Annotated in this window: 21 protein-coding genes and 1 pseudogene; 6 read left to right on the top strand and 16 right to left on the bottom strand. The window is 41.5% G+C overall.

The window, feature by feature from the left end; translation table 11 throughout:
• The first annotated feature begins 425 nt into the window (after positions 1 to 425).
• Complete coding sequence (locus V7L07_RS31160) at positions 426 to 2,846, top strand: sucrose synthase (protein WP_335063362.1); 2,421 nt, start codon at positions 426 to 428, stop codon at positions 2,844 to 2,846.
• 53 nt (positions 2,847 to 2,899) lie between these two features.
• Here V7L07_RS31160 and V7L07_RS31155 read toward each other — a convergent pair whose 3' ends face one another.
• Positions 2,900 to 3,454 carry a peptidoglycan-binding domain-containing protein gene (locus V7L07_RS31155; protein ID WP_335063270.1) on the bottom strand — a complete coding sequence of 185 codons (555 nt, stop codon included), beginning with the start codon at positions 3,452 to 3,454 and terminating at the stop codon, positions 2,900 to 2,902.
• A 487-nt stretch (positions 3,455 to 3,941) separates the two neighbouring features.
• Entirely contained in the window at positions 3,942 to 4,658 is a 717-nt protein-coding gene (locus tag V7L07_RS31150; RefSeq protein ID WP_335063360.1) for an ROK family protein, read from the bottom strand.
• A 451-nt stretch (positions 4,659 to 5,109) separates the two neighbouring features.
• Here V7L07_RS31150 and V7L07_RS31145 point away from each other — a divergent pair, with 451 nt between their 5' ends.
• Positions 5,110 to 5,613: a 2TM domain-containing protein gene (locus V7L07_RS31145; RefSeq protein WP_334765408.1), complete on the top strand. Its 504-nt coding sequence runs from the start codon at positions 5,110 to 5,112 to the stop codon at positions 5,611 to 5,613.
• Positions 5,614 to 5,715: 102 nt separating this feature from the next.
• Positions 5,716 to 6,165: a beta-lactamase hydrolase domain-containing protein gene (locus tag V7L07_RS31140; protein ID WP_335063269.1), complete on the top strand. Its 450-nt coding sequence runs from the start codon at positions 5,716 to 5,718 to the stop codon at positions 6,163 to 6,165.
• A gap of 41 nt (positions 6,166 to 6,206) precedes the next feature.
• Here the strand turns inward: V7L07_RS31140 and V7L07_RS31135 are convergent.
• Positions 6,207 to 6,653 (bottom strand): annotated as a pseudogene (locus tag V7L07_RS31135) (RNA-guided endonuclease InsQ/TnpB family protein); the annotation flags it as partial.
• A gap of 660 nt (positions 6,654 to 7,313) precedes the next feature.
• Between V7L07_RS31135 and V7L07_RS31130 the strand changes: the two are divergent.
• Positions 7,314 to 7,634, top strand: coding sequence for a hypothetical protein (locus tag V7L07_RS31130; protein ID WP_335063266.1), 321 nt, complete (start codon positions 7,314 to 7,316; stop codon positions 7,632 to 7,634).
• 127 nt (positions 7,635 to 7,761) lie between these two features.
• Here V7L07_RS31130 and V7L07_RS31125 read toward each other — a convergent pair whose 3' ends face one another.
• From V7L07_RS31125 to acsF, 4 genes are all read right to left on the bottom strand, one after another.
• On the bottom strand, positions 7,762 to 8,106 hold the full coding sequence (locus tag V7L07_RS31125; protein ID WP_179064987.1) for a DUF2103 domain-containing protein: 345 nt from the start codon (positions 8,104 to 8,106) through the stop codon (positions 7,762 to 7,764).
• A gap of 8 nt (positions 8,107 to 8,114) precedes the next feature.
• Positions 8,115 to 8,441, bottom strand: a complete 327-nt coding sequence (clpS, locus tag V7L07_RS31120; protein WP_179064988.1) for an ATP-dependent Clp protease adapter ClpS — start codon at positions 8,439 to 8,441, stop codon at positions 8,115 to 8,117.
• 323 nt (positions 8,442 to 8,764) lie between these two features.
• Positions 8,765 to 10,795, bottom strand: coding sequence for an FAD-dependent oxidoreductase (locus V7L07_RS31115; protein ID WP_335063264.1), 2,031 nt, complete (start codon positions 10,793 to 10,795; stop codon positions 8,765 to 8,767).
• A gap of 371 nt (positions 10,796 to 11,166) precedes the next feature.
• On the bottom strand, positions 11,167 to 12,222 hold the full coding sequence (gene acsF, locus V7L07_RS31110; protein WP_335063262.1) for a magnesium-protoporphyrin IX monomethyl ester (oxidative) cyclase: 1,056 nt from the start codon (positions 12,220 to 12,222) through the stop codon (positions 11,167 to 11,169).
• A gap of 446 nt (positions 12,223 to 12,668) precedes the next feature.
• On the opposite strand from acsF, the gene hemF reads away from it, so the two are divergent.
• A complete protein-coding gene (hemF, locus tag V7L07_RS31105) occupies positions 12,669 to 13,733 on the top strand; it encodes an oxygen-dependent coproporphyrinogen oxidase (protein WP_335063260.1) in 1,065 nt (354 codons plus the stop codon).
• A gap of 236 nt (positions 13,734 to 13,969) precedes the next feature.
• Entirely contained in the window at positions 13,970 to 14,827 is an 858-nt protein-coding gene (locus V7L07_RS31100) for an acyl-CoA desaturase (RefSeq protein WP_335063258.1), read from the top strand.
• Positions 14,828 to 15,231: 404 nt separating this feature from the next.
• Here the strand turns inward: V7L07_RS31100 and V7L07_RS31095 are convergent, their stop codons facing one another.
• The 9 genes from V7L07_RS31095 to V7L07_RS31055 all read right to left on the bottom strand — a co-directional run bounded on the left by V7L07_RS31095 (position 15,232) and on the right by V7L07_RS31055 (position 24,790).
• Entirely contained in the window at positions 15,232 to 16,449 is a 1,218-nt protein-coding gene (locus V7L07_RS31095; RefSeq protein ID WP_335063256.1) for a M20 family metallopeptidase, read from the bottom strand.
• Between the two features lie 223 nt (positions 16,450 to 16,672).
• Positions 16,673 to 17,365, bottom strand: coding sequence for a DUF4337 domain-containing protein (locus V7L07_RS31090; protein ID WP_335063255.1), 693 nt, complete (start codon positions 17,363 to 17,365; stop codon positions 16,673 to 16,675).
• A gap of 88 nt (positions 17,366 to 17,453) precedes the next feature.
• Positions 17,454 to 18,134 carry a dethiobiotin synthase gene (gene bioD, locus V7L07_RS31085; RefSeq protein ID WP_335063254.1) on the bottom strand — a complete coding sequence of 227 codons (681 nt, stop codon included), beginning with the start codon at positions 18,132 to 18,134 and terminating at the stop codon, positions 17,454 to 17,456.
• The gene (locus V7L07_RS31080; protein ID WP_335063253.1) at positions 18,134 to 19,879 is read right to left on the bottom strand and encodes a protein kinase domain-containing protein; all 1,746 of its coding nucleotides are present in this window, start codon (positions 19,877 to 19,879) and stop codon (positions 18,134 to 18,136) included. Before V7L07_RS31080 ends, bioD begins: the two co-directional genes overlap by 1 nt.
• A 172-nt stretch (positions 19,880 to 20,051) precedes the next feature.
• A complete protein-coding gene (locus tag V7L07_RS31075; protein ID WP_335063252.1) occupies positions 20,052 to 21,620 on the bottom strand; it encodes a glycosyltransferase family 39 protein in 1,569 nt (522 codons plus the stop codon).
• Between the two features lie 52 nt (positions 21,621 to 21,672).
• Positions 21,673 to 22,008, bottom strand: coding sequence for an EamA family transporter (locus V7L07_RS31070; protein ID WP_335063250.1), 336 nt, complete (start codon positions 22,006 to 22,008; stop codon positions 21,673 to 21,675).
• A 53-nt stretch (positions 22,009 to 22,061) separates the two neighbouring features.
• Entirely contained in the window at positions 22,062 to 22,691 is a 630-nt protein-coding gene (locus tag V7L07_RS31065) for a YqeG family HAD IIIA-type phosphatase (protein WP_335063249.1), read from the bottom strand.
• A 304-nt stretch (positions 22,692 to 22,995) separates the two neighbouring features.
• The gene (locus V7L07_RS31060) at positions 22,996 to 23,634 is read right to left on the bottom strand and encodes a class I SAM-dependent methyltransferase (protein WP_179068695.1); all 639 of its coding nucleotides are present in this window, start codon (positions 23,632 to 23,634) and stop codon (positions 22,996 to 22,998) included.
• 166 nt (positions 23,635 to 23,800) lie between these two features.
• Positions 23,801 to 24,790 carry a decaprenyl-phosphate phosphoribosyltransferase gene (locus V7L07_RS31055; protein WP_335063248.1) on the bottom strand — a complete coding sequence of 330 codons (990 nt, stop codon included), beginning with the start codon at positions 24,788 to 24,790 and terminating at the stop codon, positions 23,801 to 23,803.
• Positions 24,791 to 25,250 lie beyond the last annotated feature (460 nt).

Here is a 25,250-nt window from a genome sequence, read left to right as displayed (position 1 = left end):
TATAAATCGGCCAGATTTAAACAACTTTATGTTTGCATTAGAAATATGGCAAATCAAGATCATTCTATTTATCAACAAAAATTTACAATACACGTAAATAAATGATATGGTAAAAATTATATCAAGAATATGAGGGCATAATATGTTGTGCCTAGTTATTATTATGTAGTTATTTACTAACATATAACTAAAGGAATAAAAATTGTATTCCTTTGGTTAGAGCCAAAAATATTGAGCCATAGATACTTTAGTTAAAGTAGAACATGATTTAAGTGCCTACTGAAAATTTGATATTTGTAGGTACACAGATAAATGTGATTTATCTGTGTTATTTCGTGTTTATATGCGGTTTCAGAAAAGATGGAGGCTTATTTGTCTAGCCTTAAAAGTTAATAATGCAAACATCGTTATCTAATGGAGTTGCCATGTCTGAATTGCTTCAAGCAGTCTTAGATAGTGAAGAAAGAAGTGATTTGCGTTCCTTTATTAGTGAATTACGCCAACAAGAAAAGAAGTACTTGCTGCGGAACGACATACTCAATGTATATAGTGAGTATTGCTCCAAGTCTCAGAAACCTGAAACTTTTTACACTTATTCTGAGTTAGGAAAACTCATTTACTATACTCAGGAAATAATTCAGGAGGACTCAAACTTTTGTTTCATTATCCGTTCTAAGATTGCCAGCCAAGAAGTTTATTGGTTGACTTCAGACTTGAGCATCGAGCCGATGACGGTGCAGGATTTGTTGGATCTGCGCGATCGCTTTGTGAATAAATCTCATCCTAACGACGGCGGCTTGCTGGAGTTGGATTTTGGCCCGTTTTATGATTACACCCCAGTCATCCGCGATCCCAAAAATATTGGTAAGGGAGTGCAATTCCTCAACCGCTATCTTTCCAGCCAACTATTCCAAGACTCCAAACAATTGCTGGACAGCTTATTTCATTTCTTGCGCCTACACCACTACAACGGTATTCAACTGCTAATCAGCGATCGCATTAAATCTCAGCAGCAACTTTCCCAGCAAGTTAAAAAGGCGATCGATTTTGTGAATAATCGCGCCGACGATGAACTCTATGAACAATTCCGGTTTCAATTGCAAACAATGGGTTTTGAACCGGGTTGGGGTAACACCGCAGCGCGAGTTAGGGAAACCCTCAATATTCTTGATGAATTGATTGATTCTCCCGATCCTCAAGCCCTAGAAGCCTTCATCTCTCGCGTCCCGATGATTTTTAAAATCGTCTTGGTGTCAGCTCACGGTTGGTTTGGGCAAGAGGGCGTTTTGGGGCGTCCCGATACCGGTGGTCAAGTAGTTTACGTCCTTGATCAGGCAAAAAGCCTAGAAAAGCAACTACAAGAAGATGTCCTACTAGCTGGTTTAGAGGGATTGAATGTCCAGCCAAAGGTAATTATTCTCACCCGTTTGATTCCCAACAGTGATGGTACTCTTTGTAATCAACGGCTAGAAAAAGTACTTGGTAGTGAAAACGCTTGGATTTTGCGAGTACCTTTGCGAGAATTTAATCCCAACATAACTCAAAACTGGATTTCCCGGTTTGAGTTTTGGCCTTATTTAGAAACTTTCGCCATTGACTCAGAAAGAGAACTACGGGCAGAATTTCACGGCACGCCTGACTTAATAGTTGGCAACTATACCGATGGAAATTTAGTGGCATTCTTGCTGGCGCGACGGCTGAAAGTGACTCAATGTAACGTTGCCCATGCTTTAGAAAAATCTAAATACTTGTTTAGTAACCTCTACTGGCAAGATTTGGAAGATAAATATCATTTTTCCTTGCAATTCACTGCTGATTTAATCGCCATGAATGCTGCCAATTTTGTGATTAGCAGCACCTACCAAGAAATTGTCGGGACGCCGGATAGTGTAGGACAGTACGAGTCTTACAAATGCTTCACCATGCCGGAGTTGTACCATGTAACTAATGGGATTGAATTATTTAGTCCTAAGTTTAATGTTGTACCCCCTGGAGTAAACGAAAATAATTACTTCCCCTATACCCGAAATAAAGACCGCGTAGAGAGCGATCGCCAACGCCTTGCAGAAACACTCTTTACTCTGGAAGACCCCGCGCAAATCTTTGGTAAACTCGACGATCCTAACAAGCGTCCTCTCTTCTCAATGGCGCGTCTCGACCACATTAAAAATCTCACAGGTTTAGCTGAATGCTTTGGTCAAAGTAAAGAATTACAAGAACATTGCAACTTAATTTTGGTGGCGGGTAAATTACGCGTCGAAGAATCAGGCGACAACGAAGAACGCGACGAAATTATTAAACTCTATCAAATCATTGACCAGTACAATCTCCACGGAAAGATTCGCTGGTTGGGTGTCCGCCTTTCCAAAACTGATTCCGGAGAAATTTACCGAGTCATTGCCGATCATCAGGGAATTTTTGTACAACCAGCTTTATTTGAAGCTTTTGGTTTGACAATTTTAGAAGCAATGGTTTCAGGATTACCGACTTTCGCCACACAGTTTGGTGGGCCATTAGAGATTATTCAAGATAAGGTGAATGGATTTTTGATTAACCCGACAAATTTAGAGGAAACAGCCACAAAAATAGTGGATTTTATTACTAAATGTGAACAAAATCCTAACTATTGGAATGAAATTTCTCAGCGAGGAATTGACCGAGTTTACACTACCTATACTTGGAAAATTCACACTACCAAGCTGTTATCCTTAGCGCGGATTTATGGCTTCTGGAACTTTACTTCAAAGGAAAATCGGGAAGATTTATTGCGCTATATCGAGGCTTTGTTCTATTTAATTTACAAGCCAAGAGCGCAACAGCTATTAGAGCAGCATAAGCACCGTTAGTTTGTGATTAGTCATTAGCTAATGACTAATGACTAATGACTAATGACTAATAACTAAATTGTCAACGCACCCCAAGTTTGTTGACCAACTACTCCATCTACACCTAAATTTCGCTGGTTTTGAAAGGCTTTGACAGCCGTCTCTGTGAGTGCGCCAAAAATTCCATCTACTCTCACAGCATAACCGTTAGATACTAACAGCTGTTGTAAAGCTCTGACAGCAACACCAGAACTACCAAAATAAAGAGTTGGTAGAGGTTGGCTACTAAACTTCTGGAACCTTCCTGTAGCCTTTGTACGGATTTTACCTCCAGGCTGAGAATATTTTTTAGAGTCACTGAAGTTAGAAGGAACTAGTAACTGATTTTTTCTACTAATTTTCTTAAGTATGTTTTCTTTCTCTACTTTTAACGCTGAGGAAGAAGCCGGGGAAATCTCATCTATCTGCATAAATTCAGGTGGTGTGACTTGAGCAGTTATCTCTAACTGACTTTGTTTTGACTGGTTTAGGTCATTTTGCACCTGAAATAATTGCTGCTGTGGCAAACTGGCCCCAGATGCTTGTCTAATTGTTAACATGCCCGTCATCATCAGGCCAATTTCAGTCATTGTAGTTTATTTTACTTCAACCAATATTTCTTTTAAGCAACAATATTGCGGCTGTCTGGGATAGTACATACTCACAAAATAAAAAAGTCATGCACTAATTTTTTCAGATAATATTGTTATGTTCATATTTACTCACCTCCGATGCCATCTAATTAGAATCATGTCATTAGTTTTGTGCTTTTTTTATCTTTAATCAAGCTATTAAGTTGTCAGATATACTATCTAAATCAACGGTTTAGACAATAACATACTATACGATCATCTGGGAATGCCATCAAATAGAGACGCGATAAATCACCGTCTCTACAAGTGTTTTGGGTTTATCTGAACTGTATTGCGTTATCACCCACTCGTACAGAATTCTGACCGGAGGCGGAGCGTCTCCGGCTCCGCTCCTGAGTTATGAATTCTTCTGATAAAATCCCCGTAGATGTAGCCCATTGGAGGCATTGCTTAGTAAGCCTAGTTGTGGATACTGAAAAACTTTTTACCTTTTTTCATCTCGCCATAAAGCAATACCGCCTAATAAACCAGTGATATTGGGGATGAGTTTTACATTTAACGGTAGCTGGAAATTCACTCTCACAGCTTCGCCACCGCCAATGTACAGGTAATCATAATTAAATAGATGTTGCAAAGATGCGATCGCTTTTTCTAAACGCCTATTCCATCTTTTCTCACCAATTTTTTCTAACTCTGCACGCCCCAACTGTTGCTCGAAAGTCTCTCCTTTGCGAAACGGATGATGCCCCATTTCCATATTTGGCACCAGTCTCCCATCCACAAATAAAGCCGAACCAAACCCCGTACCCAGAGTAATCACCAATTCCACACCTTTACCTGCGATCGCACCAAAACCCTGCATATCTGCATCATTAATCACTCGTACAGGTTTATTTAAGTGTTTTAATAATGCTGTTTCCAAATCAAATCCGATCCAATCTGGATGTAAGTTTACCGCTGTTTCTGTAACTCCACAGCGCACCACACCGGGAAAACCAACCGAAACGCGATGAAATTCACCTTGAGCCGCTGCTAACCTAACAATTGCATTAATTACAACCTCCGGTGTCGCAGGTTGGGGTGTATCTAAACGTGCCCTTTCGGTTATAGGATTCCCCGTAATATCCAAAACCATAGCCTTAACGCCACTACCGCCAATATCAACCGATAGGGTACGAATCGATCCATTTTCGTCAACCATTGAGTCTACATCCTTGTTAATGCCTGCTATTTCGTTATTAATTATGCTCTGCTGCATTTGATAATATCTGGATGTTTGGAGAGTCTTTATATTGCTCTGATTTTTCACGGTATCTGGAAAACCTCTCTTCTATTTCTCTCTCGTTGTAGGAGAGAGACTTTGAATTTTCCCCCTTCCCGTTTCGGGAAGGGGGTTAGGTCAATGGTTAGCTTTTCCACATGACCTGAATTGTCAGTTATATTGCTAGATATTGCTAGAGAGAAATCAATTCAAAATTAAAGAACTTCTTTCCCTGCCTCCTACCCCTGCCAAAAGTTAAAAATCTCATACATTCGATGCAGGAGAGCATCTAGATTTGTTAATGTAAGAATAATGGAAATAGTACTGGCGTAGCTGCTTAAAATCTATTGGGCAGCAAGTTTCTATTAAAAGTAATATAAGAGAAAGAATTATGACGGCGTTTGAACCTCAAAGCATCCGCTCGTATAGCCAAGAAGATGTCCAACAAATTCTGCACTTGGCGATCGCTCGTCAAGCTGATGACAAAGATACAGAATTTTCTTATGAGCAAATATTAGAAATTGCCGCTGAGTTAGAAATATCACCTGATTCTTTAAAACTAGCGGAACGTGATTGGAGTGTACAACAGGGTCAAGTCCAACAGAGAAAAGCTTTTGATGCCTACCGTATCAGAAGATTTCAGAAACGTCTAGGCAATTATGCAATTCTCAACGGTTTTTTTATACTGGTTAATTTAGTCACTGGTGGCGCAATTACTTGGTCACTGTACATTGTGCTATTCTGTGGATTGCCTATAGGGCTTGATGTTTGGAATACTTTTCAAATCAAGGGTGAAGAGTATGAAATGGCATTCCAAAAGTGGAGTCGTAAACATCAGATTAAAAAAACCATCAGCACAGTTTTGAATAAGTGGTTTAAGGCATTACAGGCTTAGGAACGTGGATTAAATAAAATGCAAAACAATGCAAAACTCCATCCTGTCTCTAGCTACAAAATGAACTACGATAAAACTATCGAAATAGTGTAGTTAAAGGTTATGAGCAACACTAAAAAGGTTAGTGACGACTTAAGCGCTGCTGGACAGCTAACTTCTGAAGATTTAAAACAGGCAGCCCAAGAGGGATTTAAATCGGTGCTGAATTTGCGTTCTCCCGATGAAGCCGGTTTTCTTAATGACGAACAGCAGCAAGCCGAAACCGCTGGACTGCAATATGCCAACGTTCCGTTAAAGCCTTCGGAGGCAAATCAAGAGCTAACAGAGTTAGCTATTCAGGAGATTGAGAACTTACCCAAACCAATTTTAATTCACTGTGCTGCTGGAGCAAGGGCTGGTGGTATTGCCTTGATTGCCAATGCTATTAGTGAAGGTCTAACTTATGAGGAAATTAGTCAGAAAGCCCAAGAACTGGGTTTAAACTTAGAACAACCGCACCTCAAGCAATTCCTACTTGAGAAGTATATTGCCAAGCAAGCAGAGAAAAGTTAGTGATTTCGTGCAACAACCAAGCCTTAATCTTTTAGCGTGAACTACCCCAACTTGCCGAGTACGGCTGAAGTTGGGGCTTCTGTACTCATAGGCGAGTGCCGCAACTTAGACTTTCGTCCGAGTTTTGGTCTTATCTCCCCTCCTACAGCAGAGACGGCTGAACCTTCCGCCTTTATCATTCTGATACCCTCTGCTCTGATGTTTTGCGCGGCGTTCGCGTCACGATCATGGTGAGTATTACAGTGAGGACAAGTCCATTCACGGACATCTAATGGCATCTCACCTATTTGATAAAAACAGTTAGAGCAAAGCTTAGAACTAGGGAACCATCTATCAATTTCAACCAACTTTCCACCTCTGCGTTCTAGCTTATAGGCTAAAAAGTTAGTGAATGTTCCCCAACCCGCATCAGATATTGATTTCGCCAATTTATGATTACGATAGCGTAGCGTTAGCGAGTCTTCGAGCGTCACCATGCCTTTGACATTGTACTAAAATATAATGTTGGTGATTTCTCAAACACCCCACTTCTTTATCAACCTGCGGTTGATATTAGTCGGAGGTGTTTTCGTCATCACCCGGCTATCCATCCCCACCGTGTAGACGGATGGGGAATTCCGCCGAATTAGTTAAACAAAAAGAAGCCTCTCGCTTACTTGTTCGCGAAACGGTTGGCGCAGCCTCTCATAGAGCTATGGTGTATACACAAGTCGAAAAAAGCTTGATTTTCTATTATTTTATCGTTGCTCTCGTTCCCATGCAGAGCATGGGAACGAGGAAAGTCCTATCAAACAAGGTTTTTAGGACTTGTGTGTACAGCGTAGCTCTATGAGAGGGAAAGAGAAGCGAGCAGTAGGTTGGGTTTCACTCCTGAACACCACTAACTTTCAAAACTTTTGCGATAGACCACTAGTACCGCAAGGCGGAAGTCAAAAGTCACAAGAATTGTATTCCAAGGTCTTGCACCATTTGGAATGGTATGTTTATTTCCGCCGTACCGGACTAGACCCATAACCAAGTGTTGAGTTCTAGGTGAGATTTTTTACTCACCGCTCTTGAATCTATTGAGGTTTGTAAATAATTTGTATTTCTGCAAGGAATATTCCTTTAGACTGAATTTTAACTGAAAAATGTGGGAATAAACACAAATGCATTCGTTAAATATATTTTGTCACGAATTTGTAGTTGCTGTTTCCTTTGTAGCTTGCATTATTGGACTGTTGTTACTGTGGGACGGGCAGCAGCAAACAAATGACGTGGAAGAAACAGAGCGAATTCTGTTCAGAATGAGCTTTAGTTACTGGCTAGTTTATTGTCTAGCTTTTGGTCTGGAGAAAATGGTTTTACCCAACTGGGACTATGTACTCATGACTTTGAAAATAACTACGGCTCTTTCATATTTCTTAACTTTTTCTTGCATTGTTAGTTTGCCGCTACACAAATTTGCAGTACATCGGGTTGAAGAATAGTTTTTTGGGCATTGGGCATGGGGTAAAACTAGTTCTGTTAGCGGTAGTGGGGTATTGAAACCGCTCCGAGTTCCCACTCAGTACTCAGCACTCATTACTCAGCACTCTTAAAGGGCATGAGGAATGATTAACATCTCATAGCGATCGCTAATGTTGTTTCTAATTGATCTTGGGGTAAAGTCGTTAAAATAAATACTTCTTGTACCGTTTTACCCTGCCGTGCGATAACTTTATAACCACCGCGAATCGGTACTGAGACGCGGAGTTGCATTTTTGGACAGTGACCTTTTGCCCGCCCAATCACTCCTGGCGTCACAGTTTGGATACCATCGTGCTGACAAAGGCGTTCTAATATAGGAATCAGACCAGAAAGATGTGTCGAGTGATTCCAAACTAGTCTAGCAGCTTTTTGTGTTCGCGTAGCGTCTCGTAGAGAAGCCGTGCGGAGAGGATCTACGGTGGGTTTGCCCATAATATTAATTAAGCTGCTTCTAGAGGTGCCATTGTCAAACCGGCTCGGCGCAGCTGCTGGTGATAGAGTTCCGCAGGTTCTTGGGGCCCGACCCAGACGATCGCTTGACCTTCATAGTGTACCTGATTAGTCAGATCCCACGCGCGATCGCCACTCATCCCTGGAATATATTTCATCAAACATTCAGCCACATGTGGGAATGTATTAAAATCGTCGTTTAATACAATCACTTTGTAATTTGGATAAGTCTTACGGACAACTTGACTAGACCGTTCAGGAGCTATAGTTGGTGCTGTAGCCATTCCGTAAACATCTGCTGAAAGTGTCATAACCATACAACAATTGGTCAAGATAATTTTACAAAACTACACTACAAGTAACTAGTTTAGTTTATTGTTTTGGGCATTGGGGAGTTAAGAGTTAGGAGTTAGGAGTTATATCAGGTTCGGTTAAACACTGGTAATATTTGTAGGTTGGGTTGAGGAACAAAACTCAACACTTGATCTTTGTTCACGTTGGGTTTCACTGCTTTCAACTCAACCTACATTGATAGATTTTATTACAAGTAATCACCCAAACTCGATATTAGAGTTAGGTATTGTGCATTGGAAAGAATTTAATCCCCAGTCCCCAATCCCCAGTCCCCAGTCCCCAATCCCTATTTCCAATTATCCCAGTTTTCGTTAAAAATAGATGTATCTGGGAAAGCGGTAGGGTTGCCATTTTGTTGCAAAAGCCGTTTGAGTGCTTCTAGTTGTGGCTCTTGTTTAGGTAAATTATCAACTAGTTGGTGAGGTGCGATCGCATTTTTGATGGCAAAACTGGCAACAGTTCCCGCAGCTGCACCAGCCGACCATTCAAAGGAATGTACCCGATAGGCAGCGGAGGCGATATGACTAGTGGCAATGCTTTTGCCTCCTACTAGCAAATTGTCAATTTTCTGGGGAATCATCGCCCTCAGAGCAATTTGGAAAGGATAGGCTTGACCGGCACCACGCCTTTCACCTGGACGTTCTGTGTTACCAGGGGCTTCTGGAGGACTATTTACCATGCAAGGATGGAAATCTATGGCGTAGTGACCAATTCCCACAGCATCAGGAAAAATGGTAGAACGAGTCCGTCGCATTGCTTTGTCTGGTGGAACTTTACCGTCAATTACTGATACGGCTTCTAAACCGGCAACTGCTGCTCGTAGCCGACGATACATATCTGCTGGCAGAGTCTTGGAATAATACTCATCATTATAATCTCGGCGAGAAATATCAATTTCCCAGATAGTAAAGCCTCCAGGCTGTCCCCAACTAGGGCGGCCAATGATGCGGCGTCCTTCTCGCATATAAGGATATTTCGATAAACCATGCACTGTACCCATCGGGGAATTTAAACCAGAAACAAAACGGTTATTAGTTTGCTGCTGCTTGACACCTTCTCCTAGTTGAGAATCTGTAGTTCCAGCTACCAACCAGTAATAGAAAGAGAGGGCATTTTCCTCAGCGTTGCGGAGGGTTTCTGTTCGTAGTCCTCCCATCCACCCCCCTGGTTGTAACTGTCCAGTAGCTTGTAACTGTTGGCGAGTATAAATTAAATTATCCCTGGCTGTTCCGGGGCGGTAGTCGTTACCCCAAGTCCAGTTTTGCATTGAGATATCCCCTGGTGTAGGCGCAGTAAAACTTACACCACCGAATTTTGCTGGTTTCCCTTGATTTGGACTCCAAATGCGACGATAGGTAAAAACTAAATCAAAGTTAGCCAGTCGCGTTAATTCATAGCTGAAATATGGCGCATATTGTAAATAAAATGGGGGCATTGTTTGCGGTTGCGGTTCCTTGGTTGCCTCCATTCCAAAGGTATAAGTAAAGCCTTGAGGGCAATATGGATCGTTGTTGGTGGCAGAAGCAGAAGGTTCTAGGTAAGAACGGGCATCAATGCCTAATCGATAGGGAACATCAGCAAGGGCAATAATTTCTCCGGTTTCGCTGGCGTCTACAACGTACCATTTAGGAGCATCCTCTTTTGCTGCCTTGGGAATGAAACGGAGAATAGTTTTGGTAAACCGAGATGAGTTTTCGTAGCTATAAGAATCTTCGATAGTTTGAGATAAAGTAAAAGTATTAAGAGGTGGTGCGCCTTTTGGTGGTTGATGTTGAATTGCGATCGCACTATTAATTATTTTGCCATCAGCAGAAATTTCTAAATCCTTAATTACCGTGTTGGGAAACCATTGCAGCTTTCCTTTGCCCTGCTTTTCGGCATCTTGAAGCATCTGGGTCAAAATAGTGTGAGCATCGCGAGGAAGAAAACAAGATTCACTTACCCAACAATCACCGGGGTTAAGCTTACCGTATTTGCGCCCAATGCGGTTTCGCAATTCCAGATAGCCGCGAGAATAGAATTTGAGAGCTCGCTGAGTTGGGCGCTCGTCTAATGCAGATGTCCCTTGAGCAGAAATTTGTCCCCCCAACCAGTCAGTAATTTCTGTCAGACAAACTGTTCGTCCTGCTAACAAACCCTCATAAGCTGTGGCCACACCAGATAGTCCACCCCCAACCACCAAAATCTCGCAATTAACACTTTTGTCTGGAGTTCTTGCTGGTGCTGCCTTTGCTCTATCAAATACAATTAAACTAGATATTAAATTGAGACTAATCAGTGATGTTAAGCTAAAAGCTACCTTATGTCTACGCTTCATTGTTAAAAAAACCGCTCCAAATCCTGTGTCACCTTGTAGAAGGTAGCATCCAGCAAATGTTCATTACAAGCTAATTGAAGGCATTCGTAATAGAGCGATCGCAAGTATAGCCTGGGGCATCTTGCTTAATAGACATCTCCAGAAAAGAAAAAGACCCCTCTCCAAACCTCTCCCCGCTTCGGAGAGAGGCTTTAAAACCCCCCAACGCTAGTAGGGAAGGGGGGTTAGGTCTGCGTATAATTGTGTGGTATCTAAATCTTTTCTGGAAATGTCTAATAGATATCTGATCAAATTAATTATGGATTATCTATCACCCTTGTAGAGACGCGAGATTTTGCGTCCCTACTTTTTCATTAGCAGATGTCTAATAGCTAACGAACCGTTCCCCGTAAAGCCTCAGTATCAATGGGTTTGATGAGGTAAACTAACAACAGATTCCAAATAATTGCTGCAATCAAAGGTAGTTTGCGAATTAACTTGACAACTTTCGGCACAGAACTGCCCTCAATCTCTGCAATTTTCAAGTTGTAACCTGCACAGCGTTGCAGGCGGGAGAAAAACTTGGGATGTTCGGTATTCAACATCACAGGAAAAGCCCGTCCGGCGGTTTCATTGGTGTTGCGGACAACTTGGAGATCGAATTCTGTGGCATCAAGCCCCAGTGATTTGTAGAACCCGGAACGTTCATGAACTGTCAAGGTGTGGGTAGCAAATACCGATAGTAAGAAAAAGCGACTCCACAGCCGAGATTTCCAGGTGTTCCAGAGTTGCGGTTGAGAACGTAAAAGCGCTTTAAATATATCTCCGTGGCGGTTTTCGTCCTGACACCAACTCTCAAAGTACCGGAAAATGGGGTAAAACTCGTTTTCTGGGTGCTTTTCTAGATGTCTGAAAATAATAATGTAACGCCAGTACCCAATTTTTTCTGATAGGTAAACGGTGTAAAGTACCCACTCAATCGGGAAAAACGTATAGGTGCGGGTTTTAGTAACAGTGGCTAAATCCAGGGAAACTTTAAAATCGCCCATTGCTTTGTTGAGAAATCCGGCGTGGCGGGCTTCATCACGCGCCATCAGTTGAAATATTTCCGCTAGCACTGGACTGCGATTTTTGAGCTTGCGGGATAGTTCCTTGAATAGCAAGAAGCCGGAAAACTCAGAAATGCAAGAGCGTTCCAAATATTCTATAAATGCCTGTCTTGCTTCACCGCTAACATGTTCCCAAGACTGCTCAAACGCTTCATCGCGAACAAAATGGTGGCGGTTGTAGTCTGTCCGCATTTCTGTCAACATCGCCTGCAATTCTGTTTCTTGGGCAGACAAATCCAACTGGGCTGCGGTTTCAAAATCTGTAGTATAAAACCGAGGGGTGAGTACAGTTTCTTTGCTGGGGGTTTTAGTTTCTGGCTTGGGTAGGGTGTTAACCATGAGTAATGCAGCATTCCAGTTAATAGTTTTATAACTATTAAGTTATGATAGATGGGATTATTTGGCTAGACCTCTTCACAATCCTTTAGTAAAGTCGGAATTTCTGGTTGCGGGATTGGGGACTGGGAACTGGGGATTGGGGAGGAAATTTTTTAAGATTTTGCTTGGGAGTCTGAATCCCCATTCAAATCTTCCCAATCCCCAATAGTGACAGAGCTTTGGCGAAGTGTTCCCAGTTCCCAATTCAATCATAATTCTTTCCTCCTGCCCCCTGCCTTCTCTTATAACCCAGATACTAGAACCGAAAAAGTACAAACAGAAAACCTTTGAGGACTAGGATTTAAATAATTTATTAAGTTTTGAAACTTCTTTGCTTTAAAATAACTATATAGCTACATAGTTATATATCAGTACAAAAACTTACTCAAAGTTTCAGAGGTTTTAACATGGGTCGTCATTCCGAGAATTCTCTGCAAGAATCTAGAAATTACACAACAATGCTGACATCACCTAGCAACACAATACCCCAGGATTCGCGGGTGCGATCGCAGCAATTCATGCAGAACTTACAGGATGAGATTTGCACAGCCTTAGAGCAACTTGATGGAGAAGCACGCTTTCAACAAGACCACTGGGAGCGAGTAGAAGGCGGAGAAGGACGTACCCGCGTGATTCGAGAAGGGCGGGTGTTTGAACAGGGTGGCGTGAACTTTTCCGCAGTTTGGGGAAATAATCTACCTCCAGCAATTTTGGCTCAACGTCCAGAAGCCGCAGGACATGAGTTTTTCGCTACGGGAACCTCAATGGTACTGCATCCCCGTAATCCCTACGTACCAACAGTACATCTCAACTATCGTTACTTTGAGGCAGGCCCAATTTGGTGGTTTGGTGGTGGGGCTGATTTAACGCCATATTATCCCTTTGCACAGGATGCAGTTCATTTTCATCAGACGTTAAAAAACGCCTGTGATATCTACCATCCAGAGTATTATCCAACCTTTAAACGCTGGTGTGATGAATACTTCTACTTGAAACATCGCCAAGAACAGCGAGGCATTGGCGGCATTTTCTTTGATTATCAGGATGCTAGTGGCCAGCTTTATGTTGGTTCTCAAACAGATAGTCCCGCAGCACTCTACAGTCAGCAAGTCGGAACGGTATCTCGGAACTGGGAAGATATTTTTGCCTTTGTGCAGTCTTGCGGTCAAGCATTTCTACCCGCCTATTTGCCCATTGTAGAACGACGGCAGGAAATAGAGTATGGCGATCGCCAACACCAGTTTCAACTATACCGTCGGGGTCGTTACGCAGAGTTTAATTTGGTATATGACCGGGGGACGGTTTTTGGTCTGCAAACCAATGGGAGAACTGAATCTATATTGATGTCTCTACCACCTCTTGCACGTTGGGAATATTGCTATGAGCCAGAACCAGGCACACCCGAAGCACGGCTTACCGAAATATTTCTCCAGCCTCATGATTGGACAAATGTAACTTTTGTCCAAAAATAACAACATTTTTAGTAATAAGAGTTTCACAATGAGCAGCCATAAGTAGGTCGGCGTAAATAATTATGTTGGGATAAGACAGGGGGCAAGGAGCAGGGGGAAAGAGAGTTTGAGGCTTGTTTACTTTTTTTACACAGTTTGGTTTTATTGTGCCGACTTACTTACCAAGAATTTTGGGCTTAGGTGAACGGTATTGGAATTGATTGATAACTGTTTTGTGGTTGTTGAGGAAATATTTAGTGAGATTCAATTCTTTAGAAACTTTGCCAGAGAAACCTCTGCGTCTCGATTGGGTCGCAGTGGTATTTTTTGGTACTATCCATGCAGTTGCATTGCTAGCTCCTTGGTTTTTCTCTTGGAGTGCATTGGGTGTAGCTGTATTTCTGCACTGGCTATTTGGCAGTATCGGAGTTTGCTTAGGCTATCATCGGTTGCTGAGTCATCGCAGCTTTAAAGTACCTAGGTGGTTAGAGTATGCGATCGCCATTTTGGGTGCATTATCTTTACAAGGAGGGCCGATCTTCTGGGTGGCTGGACATCGTTTGCATCATGCTCACACCGAAGACGAATATAAAGATCCCTACTCTGCCCGCAGAGGTTTTTGGTGGAGTCATATCCTGTGGATTTTTTATCCCCGTCCAGAATTCTTCGATTATGAGCGCTATCAGCGATTTGCTCCCGATTTAGTGCGATATCCTTTTTATCGTTGGCTCAATCGCTACTTTCTATCGCTGCAAATTCCAGTTGCATTGTTGCTTTATGTACTTGGCGGTTGGTCATTCATTATCTATGGTGTATTTTTGAGAACTGTGATTCTCTGGCATACGACTTGGTTTATCAATTCAGTAACTCATCTATGGGGATATCGCAGCTTTGCCTGCAATGATAATTCTCGTAATCTTTGGTGGGCAGCGATTCTCACCTATGGAGAAGGATGGCACAATAATCATCATGCCTATCCTCACGTAGCCAAATGTGGTTGGCGCTGGTGGGAAATTGACATGACTTGGTGGGTAATTGGATTGTTGAAAACAGTCAGTTTGGCAAAAGATGTGAACCTACCACCTGCTCAAGCGATGAAAGCTGGAGATTTGTAGATCCAGTAGATCCCAATACTGCTCGCTTCGTGGATTTTAAACTGGAATTTGGTTTTTGGTAAAGGTTAAAGGGTAAAGGTTAAAAGTTTTTTCTTTCCCCTTTCCCATTGCCCTTTTCCCGTTAACCGACAAGTATTGCAGTAGATCCAATGGAGTCCAATACGGTTCGGATAAGCAGGGAAGGAAAAAAGTTAATTCTTCCTCCCCTGCTTGCATCAACAGATAAATTTATTGACCGTATATTCTCGCTACAGAATAGCTTTAAATTGAGCTATGAAAGTTCAGTGATAAAACTGATATTATTGTATAATAAAGTCAAGATTTATTGAAAAATACTAATTCCATCGCAGAGATTGCGATCACTCCGTCGTACTTTTGCATTATTCTGCCTTTCTTCGGTAAGTTTAAAGAAAGTATTTTTCCACGCATCTAATAAATATTTCCACACCCATTGCCAAGGCGGTTTCGTCAAAATCAAACCGGGGATGATGATGGGGATATGCTAAGTCTTTCGCTGGGTTAGCAGAACCCAAAAAGAAATAACAACCAGGAACCTCTTCTAAGAAAAATGACATATCTTCAGCAGCCATAGTTTGGCATTCTGGCACAATACCTAGAGAAGTTTCTACCACTTCTTCGGCTACAGATCGCACCAGTTCTGCTATTCTCATATCATTAATTACTGGTGGGTAAAGTGACCAGTATTCTAAGTCATAATTCGCACCATGACTCTGACAAATTCCAGCAATAATCTGCTCGACACGCTCTTGAAAAAAGCCTTTCAAACTAGGATTAAAATACCTGACAGTAGCACTCATTCTCGCTGTATCAGCAATCACATTACGCTTGGTTCCTGCATGAAGTTCACCCACTGTCACCACTGCCGAATCAATGGGATTCACATTTCGAGCGACAATGGTTTGCAAAGCATTGACGATTTGGGCAGCAACAACAACAGAATCAACAGTTTGATGGGGTAGTGCGCCGTGTCCACCTTTGCCCAAAATTGTGCAGTTGAAGCACTCCACAGCAGCCATCAACGCCCCAGCCCGCACACCTACTGTTCCTAAAGGTAAATTATTCCACAAGTGCAAACCAATAATCGCATCAACATCAGGATTTTTCAGGACTCCAGCTTCAATCATCGGCTTCGCGCCTCCTGGTGATTCTTCTGCTGGCTGAAAGATAATTTTCACCGTACCAGAGAAGTCTTGCCGATGCTGCTGAAGATAATAAGCTGTACCTAAAGCGATCGCTGTATGTCCATCATGTCCACAAGCGTGCATCACTCCCTCATGCTGCGATTTGTACGGTACTTCGTTGAGTTCTTGGATTGGCAAAGCATCCATATCCGCCCGAATTGCTAAAACTTTGCTCGTGGGGAGTTTGTTACCTTTAATCGTGGCAACAATGCCAGTGTGGGCAATACCAGTTTTATGCTCAATCTCCCATTCTTGCAGCTTTTGTGATACAAACTCAGCTGTCAGTTTTTCCTGAAAACCCAACTCTGGTTGTTGATGCAATCGCCGCCGCCACTCTACTAATTGCGGTTGCAATGAACGGATCGCGAGTCGGATGCGAGATAGATCAACAGAAGAGGGATTGGGAAAGGTAGAAACCATTATGAATACAAACTAGTTTAAGTACATAACTGAGTTTATTTTCCCAGTTTATCGCCGGGAATGGGGAAGAATTCGCATCAAAATCTTCTTAGGGACTTCCAACAAATAAATTATCCAATCTTGTGGGGGTGGGCATCTTGCCCGACATATAAACTGGGATCTCGTGTCGCCCACCCCACAAGGGTTAATTGGATATTTTGTTATTTGGAAGTCCCTAAGTAAGTTAAAACACTTTGGAATTTGGGGAAGCGCCAATGGAAAGCACTATTTTTTTTTCGGCTGGCTTTTCTAAGAAATTTTCGGATAGTAATTTAGTCAAGGCATCAGGATGTACTTGCCAGTTTAATAATCCTGATAACCCCATGATCAAGCCAAATAGAGTTGGAACTAAAGCGGCGTAGAACAACCATTTTTTCTGAGATAGAGATGTAATAGCAAATAGCGAGACAGAGATCGATAAGGAGGCATCAGCTAGATCAAACTGGTCGTCATGATAATTAAGCTGGTCATAGGTTGTTTGATCTTGTTCGGCAATTACCTTCTGTTGCTGCTTTTTCTGGTCTTCTTTATCCGCAATGCTTTGATAAGCGGCAATCTGTTTTTCATAGTCAGCCCTCACAGCAGCAGGTTGAGAAAGAGATTGCAATTTGAGTTGCACCACATTTGATTTGGCTATTTCTTCACGAATATTACGAGCCTGGTATAACGCCCAATCATCAATTTTATTTGCTTGAGCTTGCTGCATTGCCTGAACTATATTATCGTCTTTGACTTTGCAGATGCCCATAAAAGTTGCTATCAATGCAACTGCAATTGCTACAGCACTATTTAGACGACTTTTGCGTTTTTCACGGTTAGCTGGCGTTTCCGGTTCATCGTCGTCCTCCCCAAGCAGGTCAATTGGGTTGATGTCCATATCGTTATACCAATTTCACTTAAATATAAAACAAGGGTTGCTTAATTTGCAATTGTATGTTGTTAATACTCAATATCCAATGCTCAATTTAAAATGTCAGTGTTTCCCAATCTAAATCTGATGCTATTTGAGCAAGTTTATCTAAATCAGTAAGATTATCTAAATAAGGTAAACAGCCTAAAACTGGTGTATTGGTAAGTGATTGAATCAATTGATGTGGTGTCCAATCGGCTATTTCTGCATCTGTTCGGGGTTGTACGCAGTTCAGAACAATACCTTTGAGATTGACGCGCGATTGTCTAGCTAATGCTACATTTGCCACTGCTTGAGCGATCGCACCTAATCTCACTGGTACTACTAATACCGTTGGTAAACGCCATTCCCCTGCCAAATCAGCTACCGTTAATTCCTCTGTGATTGGCGAACCCAACCCTCCCAAGGCTTCTACAAGTACAAAATCACGGTGCGATCGCAACTTAGACAAAGCTTGCCACACAAGAGCTAAATCTACTTGGCGATTTTCCCGTGCTGCTGCGATGGGAGGGGCTAGAGGTGCTTGAAAGTACAAAGGTGTAATTTCTTCAGCAGATTGTTCTAGCGCAAATAGCTTTTGATACCACTCGCGATCGCCAATTCCTGATTGAATCGGTTTCATGATTCCCCAGCTACGCTGCGGGTAATATTTTTGCCAATAGGCTGCTAATGCTGTCGTTAAAACAGTTTTACCAGCTTCCGTATCAGTTCCAGTAATTAGTAGTGTGTTTAACATTAATTTCTTTGACCAGAAAATGGTTGTGTTCCATCAGTCGGTGGCAAAGTTGGCGTTTCAATAGTGGTAGGAATTGGCAAGGGTGTTTCTGTGGGTATTGGTAAGGGTGTTGCTGTGGGTATTGGCAAGGGTGTTTCTGTGGGTATTGGCAAGGGTGTTGCTGTGGGTATTGGTAAGGGCGTTACTGTGGGTATTGGTAAGGGCGTTACTGTGGGTATTGGCAAGGGTGTCTCTATGGGTGTTGGTTTAACTAGTTTTTCTAATGCAACATTCAGGTTGTAATTGCTTTCGGTAACTCCTGGAACCAGAGTTAACTCAATAGTATATCTACCAGTAACCAGCAATATGCCTTGATATGCTGTTACTTGTTGGGCATTAATATCAATTGGTTGTTGATTGGGACTGAAGACTGTTAACAAAATATTGCTTCCTGGGTCAAGAAACGCAGTTAGCTTGTCACCTTTTTGCCCGAAAAAAGTGTACCTGATTATTTGATTTGTTTTCAGAGTATCGTTAACCGTGGCTGTGTTATTAGATGCTCCCAGATTGAGGCGTTTACTAGGTACAACAGATTGATTGCTGGTGGGTGTGGGTGTGGGTGTAAGTGTGGGTGTAGTACCACCAGGAATCACTGGTGAAGGGAAATTTTGTGGAAGCGTTTCAATTGGTGTTTTCGGCTGACTGCGGATGGAACTTACCAGCGCCCAAGAACCGAATCCGGCGATAATCACGACAGCGCTGCCAATTGCGGTAATCGCTAAGGGATTATCCAAAATTGAGTTAGTGGTGCTTGGTGGAATCACAGGATTGGGTTTCTGAGGCGAAGCTGGTGGTGGTACTAAGTCAGGACGACGACCAACAGCCATTGTCTGTAAGTTGGACACATTCAGAGGGGGAAGATTCGGTTGCTGTAAAGGTTGGAGTGCTTGCAATACACTAGCAGCACTTTGATAGCGATCGCTCGGTATATGATTCAACATCCGATTCAACACTACAGCAAATCGTGGATTTACTTTTACCCACCGCTGCCAATTCCAAGTTAGTTGGTTTTCATCAAATAAATCCTTTGGTTCTTTACCAGTCAGCAAAACGACCGCGCTTACCGCTAAAGCATACAAGTCACTGCTAGGATAAGCTCCCCCTGTTTGCATTTGTTCGCTAGGAGAGTAGCCTAATTTTCCCACAGTGGTTTCTGGCAGGGCATTATCTGGCGATCGTAAACGCGTTGCTAGTTCTTTCACTACCCCAAAGTCAATTAACACAGGTTTCGCGTCACTATCTCGCAAAATAATATTTTCTGGCGAGATATCTCGGTGAATAATCCCTCGACTGTGAATATGCTCTAAAACAGGCAGCAACAACTCTATTAGCTGTAATACTTCTGCTTCTGTAAAAGTTTGATCCACAGCTTGACGTTCAGCTAGCAGAGTCCGGTACGTCTGACCTGCAACGTAGTCTTCCACCAAAAATAAGCGTTGATCTTGCTCAAATCTTTCCCGAAATTTAGGGACTTGTGGGTGTTCGATTTGATATAAAATGGCAGCCTCTCGGTGAAAAAGCTCTTGTGCCTTCTCCCAAGCCAAAGCCCCTGTTGCTGTTGAAGTCAATTCCTTGATCGCGCAAAGTTCGTTAAAGCGCCTCTGGTCTTCTGCCAGATAGGTTCTACCAAATCCTCCTTGTCCGAGAATTTGAATTATGCGGTAACGGTTTTGCAAGACAGTACCAACTGTAATGGGTGGTTGCATGATCGATTGATTGAGTGTAGTAGCAACTGAAGAGGAAGTCACCCACAAAGATTAAGTCCAAGAGGCGACTGACAGTTACCTGCCGCAATATTCTACTATACCTAACAACTACACCCCCACCAGAGCAAGGTTCTTTTTTACTCCATAACTTCAGAGCCTCCAATCGCCCAATTCAATTTTTCTTCTTGACAAAACGATATATTTTAAAATATGCAAAATCAACTTGAGAATCCAGCTTATACAAACTACTCATTTTTCTTTCAATCAACCCTTTAGGAAATTGATAATCACGATTAATTGTCAGGAGAACAGTATCCTTATTATTTGTTAATTTTTCAATTTCTTCAGCAAAATTTTCATTCGGAACTTCTTTTTTTAACCGTTCCCCCAAATTTCTTGCATCCAGAGTGAAACTGTCACCGTAATATTCAAATAATCTGGGATTAGCAAATAAAAATACAGATTGTGTAGAAGAGGAGCGATTTTTTATTAGGTACTGGACAGCAGAACGATAGTCATCTCTCTGATAGTCTCCATTGAAGTAGTAGTTACCAAGAGAATAAATATTCATAACTATCAGAGAGATGACAGCAATTTGAGCCAACTTAGACACTCCATAGCGCTTTGATGTGATACTAGGTCTTTGACTCAAAGCCGATGGTAGAAGTATGGCAAGTGGTAACCAAAGATAATAAGAGTGACGTGGCACCCAATTAGTTTTGGCAACTATAGCTAAAAGCAATCCTAGCAAAAATGCTATAACAAAAACAGAAGTAAAAAAGTAATCAGGATGTTGCTCTCTGCCCTTTTTCTTGTGTATCAATAAAACTCTTACTAAAGCCAATAAAATTACAGTACCGACAATTAATAATAAAAGTAGTTGAGGCCAATAAGTAAGCATAACTTGCACTCTATCATCACCGCGCAATTGCTCCATTGAAGGGCCATAGGTTGTTCCCACCAAAATTCCATTTAACACAAAAAGAATATTTTGGATTATGGGTAATCCCAAACGATTAATTGGAATTGTTTCGGGATCGGTTGCTCCAGGTAAAGTCAGGTGATATATAACTGACGGTATAGATAAAAACGCAGCAGGAAGCCACCATTGTAGCCATTCCTTGAAATTTCTATAGATGGCAATATGAGATACACATAAAGCTGTAGTAAAAAGCCACATAGTAATGTTACTAAAAAGCCCTAAGGCAGTAAAAATACTAAACAGCCATTTTGAAGTATTTTGATGAGTTTGATTTTTAACTAATACTTTGCTAAAGAAATATAATTGAAGTGAGGCGATAAACATTGCGAAGGAATAAATTCTTGCTTCTTGGCTGTAGTTGACACAGAAACAACTGAATGTCAAAATTACCAGAGTCCAGAAGGCGTGCTTTTTACCATATATCCGCAAAGCAGTAAAGAATAGAATGACATTTGAGCCAATACCTAAAATAGTAGAGAGTGAGCGAAGGGCAAATTCACTTTCGCCAAATAGCTGACGCCACCAAAACATAACTATAAAGTATAGTGGCTGAAACCTATCACTATTTGTGATGTTTCTAACTCTCGAAATACTCTCTTGAAAAGTCGAAACATCAGAATTAGTTAAGGTCAAGCCTTCATCGTACCAAAGACTCTGGCTTGACAGCATAAAAAAGCGGAGTAAACCACTCAAAAAAACCAATATTAAAATAGAGATATAATATTTAGACCATCTCTGATTTTTGATTGTCATGATCATTTGTTTTACGTCCTGGCACTTTTAGTTCTTACATAATTTAGTTTTTTTATAGTCAATGTTTACCTAAAGCAATTGCCCAGATACCACTCAACATCAAACCTGCTCCTAACCATTGGGAAATTAAGATTTTTTCTTTCAAAATTACAGATCCAGTAATCATTGTAACTATAATTGTTAATCCTATTACTAATGGATAGGCAACAGATAAATTCAGTTTGCCTAAAACTACTACATAAAAAACCGCACTCAAACCATAACTCAAAATCCCTGCCATTAAATAGATATTTAACGGATTTTGTCCTGCTCCTAGTTTCAATAGATTTTGTGCCAGTGTGTTTAACCCCACCGTGATTAAAATCAGCAAGCTAAAAACTATCTGGTTATTCATAGTGAAAATTTACTCAATTTATAAAGTGATATTTTTTTGATGAAAAGAGCAATTTAGAAGAAACTCTCATAGCCAGCAGTATCGTCAAAATCCCAAAGTTCTCCTCCAGATGGATAAGGTATTTGCACCCATTTCCCAGCAAGTTTTTCCCACCATCGGGGCGGGTGCGGTAGGCTAGCGACTTGGATGAAACCACATCTACAAATTAATGCTCCCACAAAATCAGTATGTAAACTATCACCAATAACGAGTATTTGTTTTGCTGGTAATTTCATATAAGCTGTTGCCTGTCGAAATGCAGGGGGGAAGGGTTTTTTCGCCGGACTGAGTGCTGGAATATCAAGGCGATGAGACCAATATTTGACGCGATAGCGACGTTTCCCATTTGAGAGGATAAAAAATTGCAATCCGGCTAACTTTGCTTGCTTAATCCAATCTTCTGCATAAGGAGATAGGTAGAGATCATCTTCTGAAACAATAGTGTTGTCTAAATCGAGGATTATCCCTTGAATTTTACAGGTTTTTAGCCACTCAATTTCGATACTTGCCAATGTATAGACTTGTCGTGGTAGTCTGTGGGGTTTCCTTTTAAAACCTGGTTGGTTGTTTCCCTGAATGAGCAAATGCAGCCAGGAAATAAAGGTGCTGAAGAGTTTTATGAAAATAGCTGTGGGATTTTTCATCTACAAATTCCGTCAAGTTTCCTCCCATCACGCCTTAGGGACTTCCAATAAATAAATTATCCATCTTGTGGGGTGGGCAGCGTTTGACTGACTTGTACTGAGCAGTTCGACAGGTTTATTGTCAAACTTGCAGTAGCACTTTTTTGTGGAAGAAAGCTACGCACAGAGAGAGTCTAGTAGAGAAGAGTCGAAGTCTCGCTCTGAGTTCTGCATACCCTGAATATGGGATGGGTGTTCGCGTCGCGGCAAGTAATGCGGACACCTATCAACAAGAAAATTTGAGATTTTTTTATTTGGAAGTCCTTTAAGGTACTAATACCACAATTTGAAAGTGTGGATACCAAAGAGTCCAACGGAGAATTGGACGACTAACTGTAGCTCCCATTGATTGAAAAACTTGAACAAGATCGCTACTTCGGCGTTGGTGAACCCATTCTCTTGCCAGTAACAAGTCATGAAGCTGATTCATAAAAGACCCAATAATTTTGGATGCCTCAATGTCTTTAATAATCAGCCTTGCTCCTGAATCCATCTGCGAAATTGTTTTACGGAGAAAATCGTCCTGTAATTTTGGAGGAATGTGGTGGAGAACATCAATCATAGTTACAGTGTCATATCCATGTAAATCTGGTGGTGTTTCTTCTGGATGCAAATGCCTGACCTGAAAAATTTCAGATTTCATTGCAAAAGCCTCAGAAGCTTTCACCGCTTCACGTGAAATATCATAACCATGAGCTACTTTTACTGAACGCAACTTTAAAGCCAGATAAAGTAACGCTCCTGTACCGCAACCAATATCATAAAGACGTGCGCCTTCGGGAATCTTGGCAAGAACCATATCAAGAGGACAGATAAATGGACGATAGCGTGTTTTTAGTGCAGCAAGTCCAGACATTTTTTGACAAGGTAGTTTCATCTCGTCAGCAAGGCTAAAACTATTCATACAACTTGTTAGGGTGAAACAGTTACAAGCTTGATCGGGCAGACTAACTGCTAGTACAGCACGGCGTAAATAAACAGACTATTTCAAATGGCGTAAGAAGCTCGGAATATAATTCTTTTGAATTTTGACTTCCGCCTTGCGGTACTAGTGGCTTCTCCTGTGAGATTTATTCAATCATCCCTTGCTTTCTCAACCAGAGAATCAAAAAGCATGTGATAATCCAACCAATAACTGTGATTAGTATTGGCAAGTCTTTCAATAAAACTTCTTCTGGGCGTTCACTACGTCCACCTTGCTCTGGATGATGGTTGTCGCTGTAAGTGCTAATCTGTTGGGGATCACTCAGCAGTTGATAGCGAAAAATTCCATACAACACAAACGGTAAAGTCAGTAGCATCCAAGAGGTGGGCGCTCCATGTAGATAGGGCCCGGAACTCCAAAGAGCATAGGTGAGAACTGTGCCTGTGGTGACAACATTTTCCATGCGACCTAGTAGAGGCAAGGAATAGTATTTGAGGACAGAGCGAGGCTTGTTGCCTTTAAGTTGCGCTAATCGTAGTTCTGCTTTGCGCTTTTCAATACCTAGAAATAGCGCCAACATTGCAGTACACATTAAAAACCAAGATGATAAAGTAATACTGGTAGCAGCAGCGCCGGCATAAGCTCGTAGCACAAATCCAGTAGCGATCGCCCCAATATCCAAAATCACCATCCGTTTGAGTCGCAGATTATAGGCAACCTGTAACAGCGCGTATGCAGTTATCGCTGCACCCAAATGGGGCGATCGCAACCACCCAAAAATTAGCGCTCCACCTAAAAGCACCAATGCCATCCCAGTAGCAACACGGATGCTGACTAATCCAGCAGCTATTGGACGCTTACACTTGACAGGGTGTTGACGATCAGATTCCACATCTACGATGTCATTGATTAAGTAGAAGCCACTTGATGCACAGCAAAATAATACAAATGCCAATAAGCTACCCAGCAGAGATTGCAGATTGATGCTAAATGCGAACAATGGTGCTGCAAATACCACCAGGTTTTTCGTCCATTGTCGCGGCCGCATGGCAGCTAAGTAGTACGCTGACTTCTTGGAATTAGTTGCTATGGCAGTTAAAGATTTTTCTACTACTGAAGTACGCCGAGAGTCCATAAGTATGCCTACCGCTTCTATATCTCAAGAGAATTTAGATTCAACAACTTCGTTTAGATTTATTAATAATATGTTTTTTTAGTAAAAATACTTACAAGGTTTTCTCTAGATAATACTACCTTTATTTTGGTATCAAAAAAAAAATTTTATTTAATCTTTATTCAAGCTTTATCCAATCTTTATTTAAAAACTTGCTTGTACGTAGGTGAGTTTTGGGCGCTGCTAGCTTCTTTTGGACTTCGCAATTGATTATCGTTTTTATTACTGCGTAACATATAAAACAAAAAACTACATTTGTTCTACTTAATAATAGGTGCTATACTGTTGTGAGAATAAACTCATTAAGTTGTAAATGCTTTACTGCCAGCTATAAATTAAGATAGTTAGAAAAACTTACTACAACAATGTTTAAGCAATTGGGGTTATTTTCCTCAACCTAAAAAATTTAACTATAGACCTA

Source organism: Nostoc sp., from assembly GCF_036916985.1.
Taxonomy (GTDB): Bacteria; Cyanobacteriota; Cyanobacteriia; order Cyanobacteriales; family Nostocaceae; genus Nostoc.
Note: the sequence above shows the minus strand (reverse complement) of the source record. Positions and strands in the feature narration are given on the sequence as shown.

Coding starts and splice junctions, on each gene's coding strand:
- V7L07_RS31160 (WP_335063362.1), top strand. CDS start 426: ATGTCTGAATTGCTTCAAGCAGTCTTAGATAGTGAAGAAAGAAGTGAT.
- V7L07_RS31155 (WP_335063270.1), bottom strand. CDS start 3,454: ATGACTGAAATTGGCCTGATGATGACGGGCATGTTAACAATTAGACAA.
- V7L07_RS31150 (WP_335063360.1), bottom strand. CDS start 4,658: ATGGTTGACGAAAATGGATCGATTCGTACCCTATCGGTTGATATTGGC.
- V7L07_RS31145 (WP_334765408.1), top strand. CDS start 5,110: ATGACGGCGTTTGAACCTCAAAGCATCCGCTCGTATAGCCAAGAAGAT.
- V7L07_RS31140 (WP_335063269.1), top strand. CDS start 5,716: ATGAGCAACACTAAAAAGGTTAGTGACGACTTAAGCGCTGCTGGACAG.
- V7L07_RS31130 (WP_335063266.1), top strand. CDS start 7,314: ATGCATTCGTTAAATATATTTTGTCACGAATTTGTAGTTGCTGTTTCC.
- V7L07_RS31125 (WP_179064987.1), bottom strand. CDS start 8,106: ATGGGCAAACCCACCGTAGATCCTCTCCGCACGGCTTCTCTACGAGAC.
- clpS (WP_179064988.1), bottom strand. CDS start 8,441: ATGGTTATGACACTTTCAGCAGATGTTTACGGAATGGCTACAGCACCA.
- V7L07_RS31115 (WP_335063264.1), bottom strand. CDS start 10,795: ATGAAGCGTAGACATAAGGTAGCTTTTAGCTTAACATCACTGATTAGT.
- acsF (WP_335063262.1), bottom strand. CDS start 12,222: ATGGTTAACACCCTACCCAAGCCAGAAACTAAAACCCCCAGCAAAGAA.
- hemF (WP_335063260.1), top strand. CDS start 12,669: ATGGGTCGTCATTCCGAGAATTCTCTGCAAGAATCTAGAAATTACACA.
- V7L07_RS31095 (WP_335063256.1), bottom strand. CDS start 16,449: ATGGTTTCTACCTTTCCCAATCCCTCTTCTGTTGATCTATCTCGCATC.
- V7L07_RS31090 (WP_335063255.1), bottom strand. CDS start 17,365: ATGGACATCAACCCAATTGACCTGCTTGGGGAGGACGACGATGAACCG.
- bioD (WP_335063254.1), bottom strand. CDS start 18,134: ATGTTAAACACACTACTAATTACTGGAACTGATACGGAAGCTGGTAAA.
- V7L07_RS31080 (WP_335063253.1), bottom strand. CDS start 19,879: ATGCAACCACCCATTACAGTTGGTACTGTCTTGCAAAACCGTTACCGC.
- V7L07_RS31075 (WP_335063252.1), bottom strand. CDS start 21,620: ATGATCATGACAATCAAAAATCAGAGATGGTCTAAATATTATATCTCT.
- V7L07_RS31070 (WP_335063250.1), bottom strand. CDS start 22,008: ATGAATAACCAGATAGTTTTTAGCTTGCTGATTTTAATCACGGTGGGG.
- V7L07_RS31065 (WP_335063249.1), bottom strand. CDS start 22,691: ATGAAAAATCCCACAGCTATTTTCATAAAACTCTTCAGCACCTTTATT.
- V7L07_RS31060 (WP_179068695.1), bottom strand. CDS start 23,634: ATGAATAGTTTTAGCCTTGCTGACGAGATGAAACTACCTTGTCAAAAA.
- V7L07_RS31055 (WP_335063248.1), bottom strand. CDS start 24,790: ATGGACTCTCGGCGTACTTCAGTAGTAGAAAAATCTTTAACTGCCATA.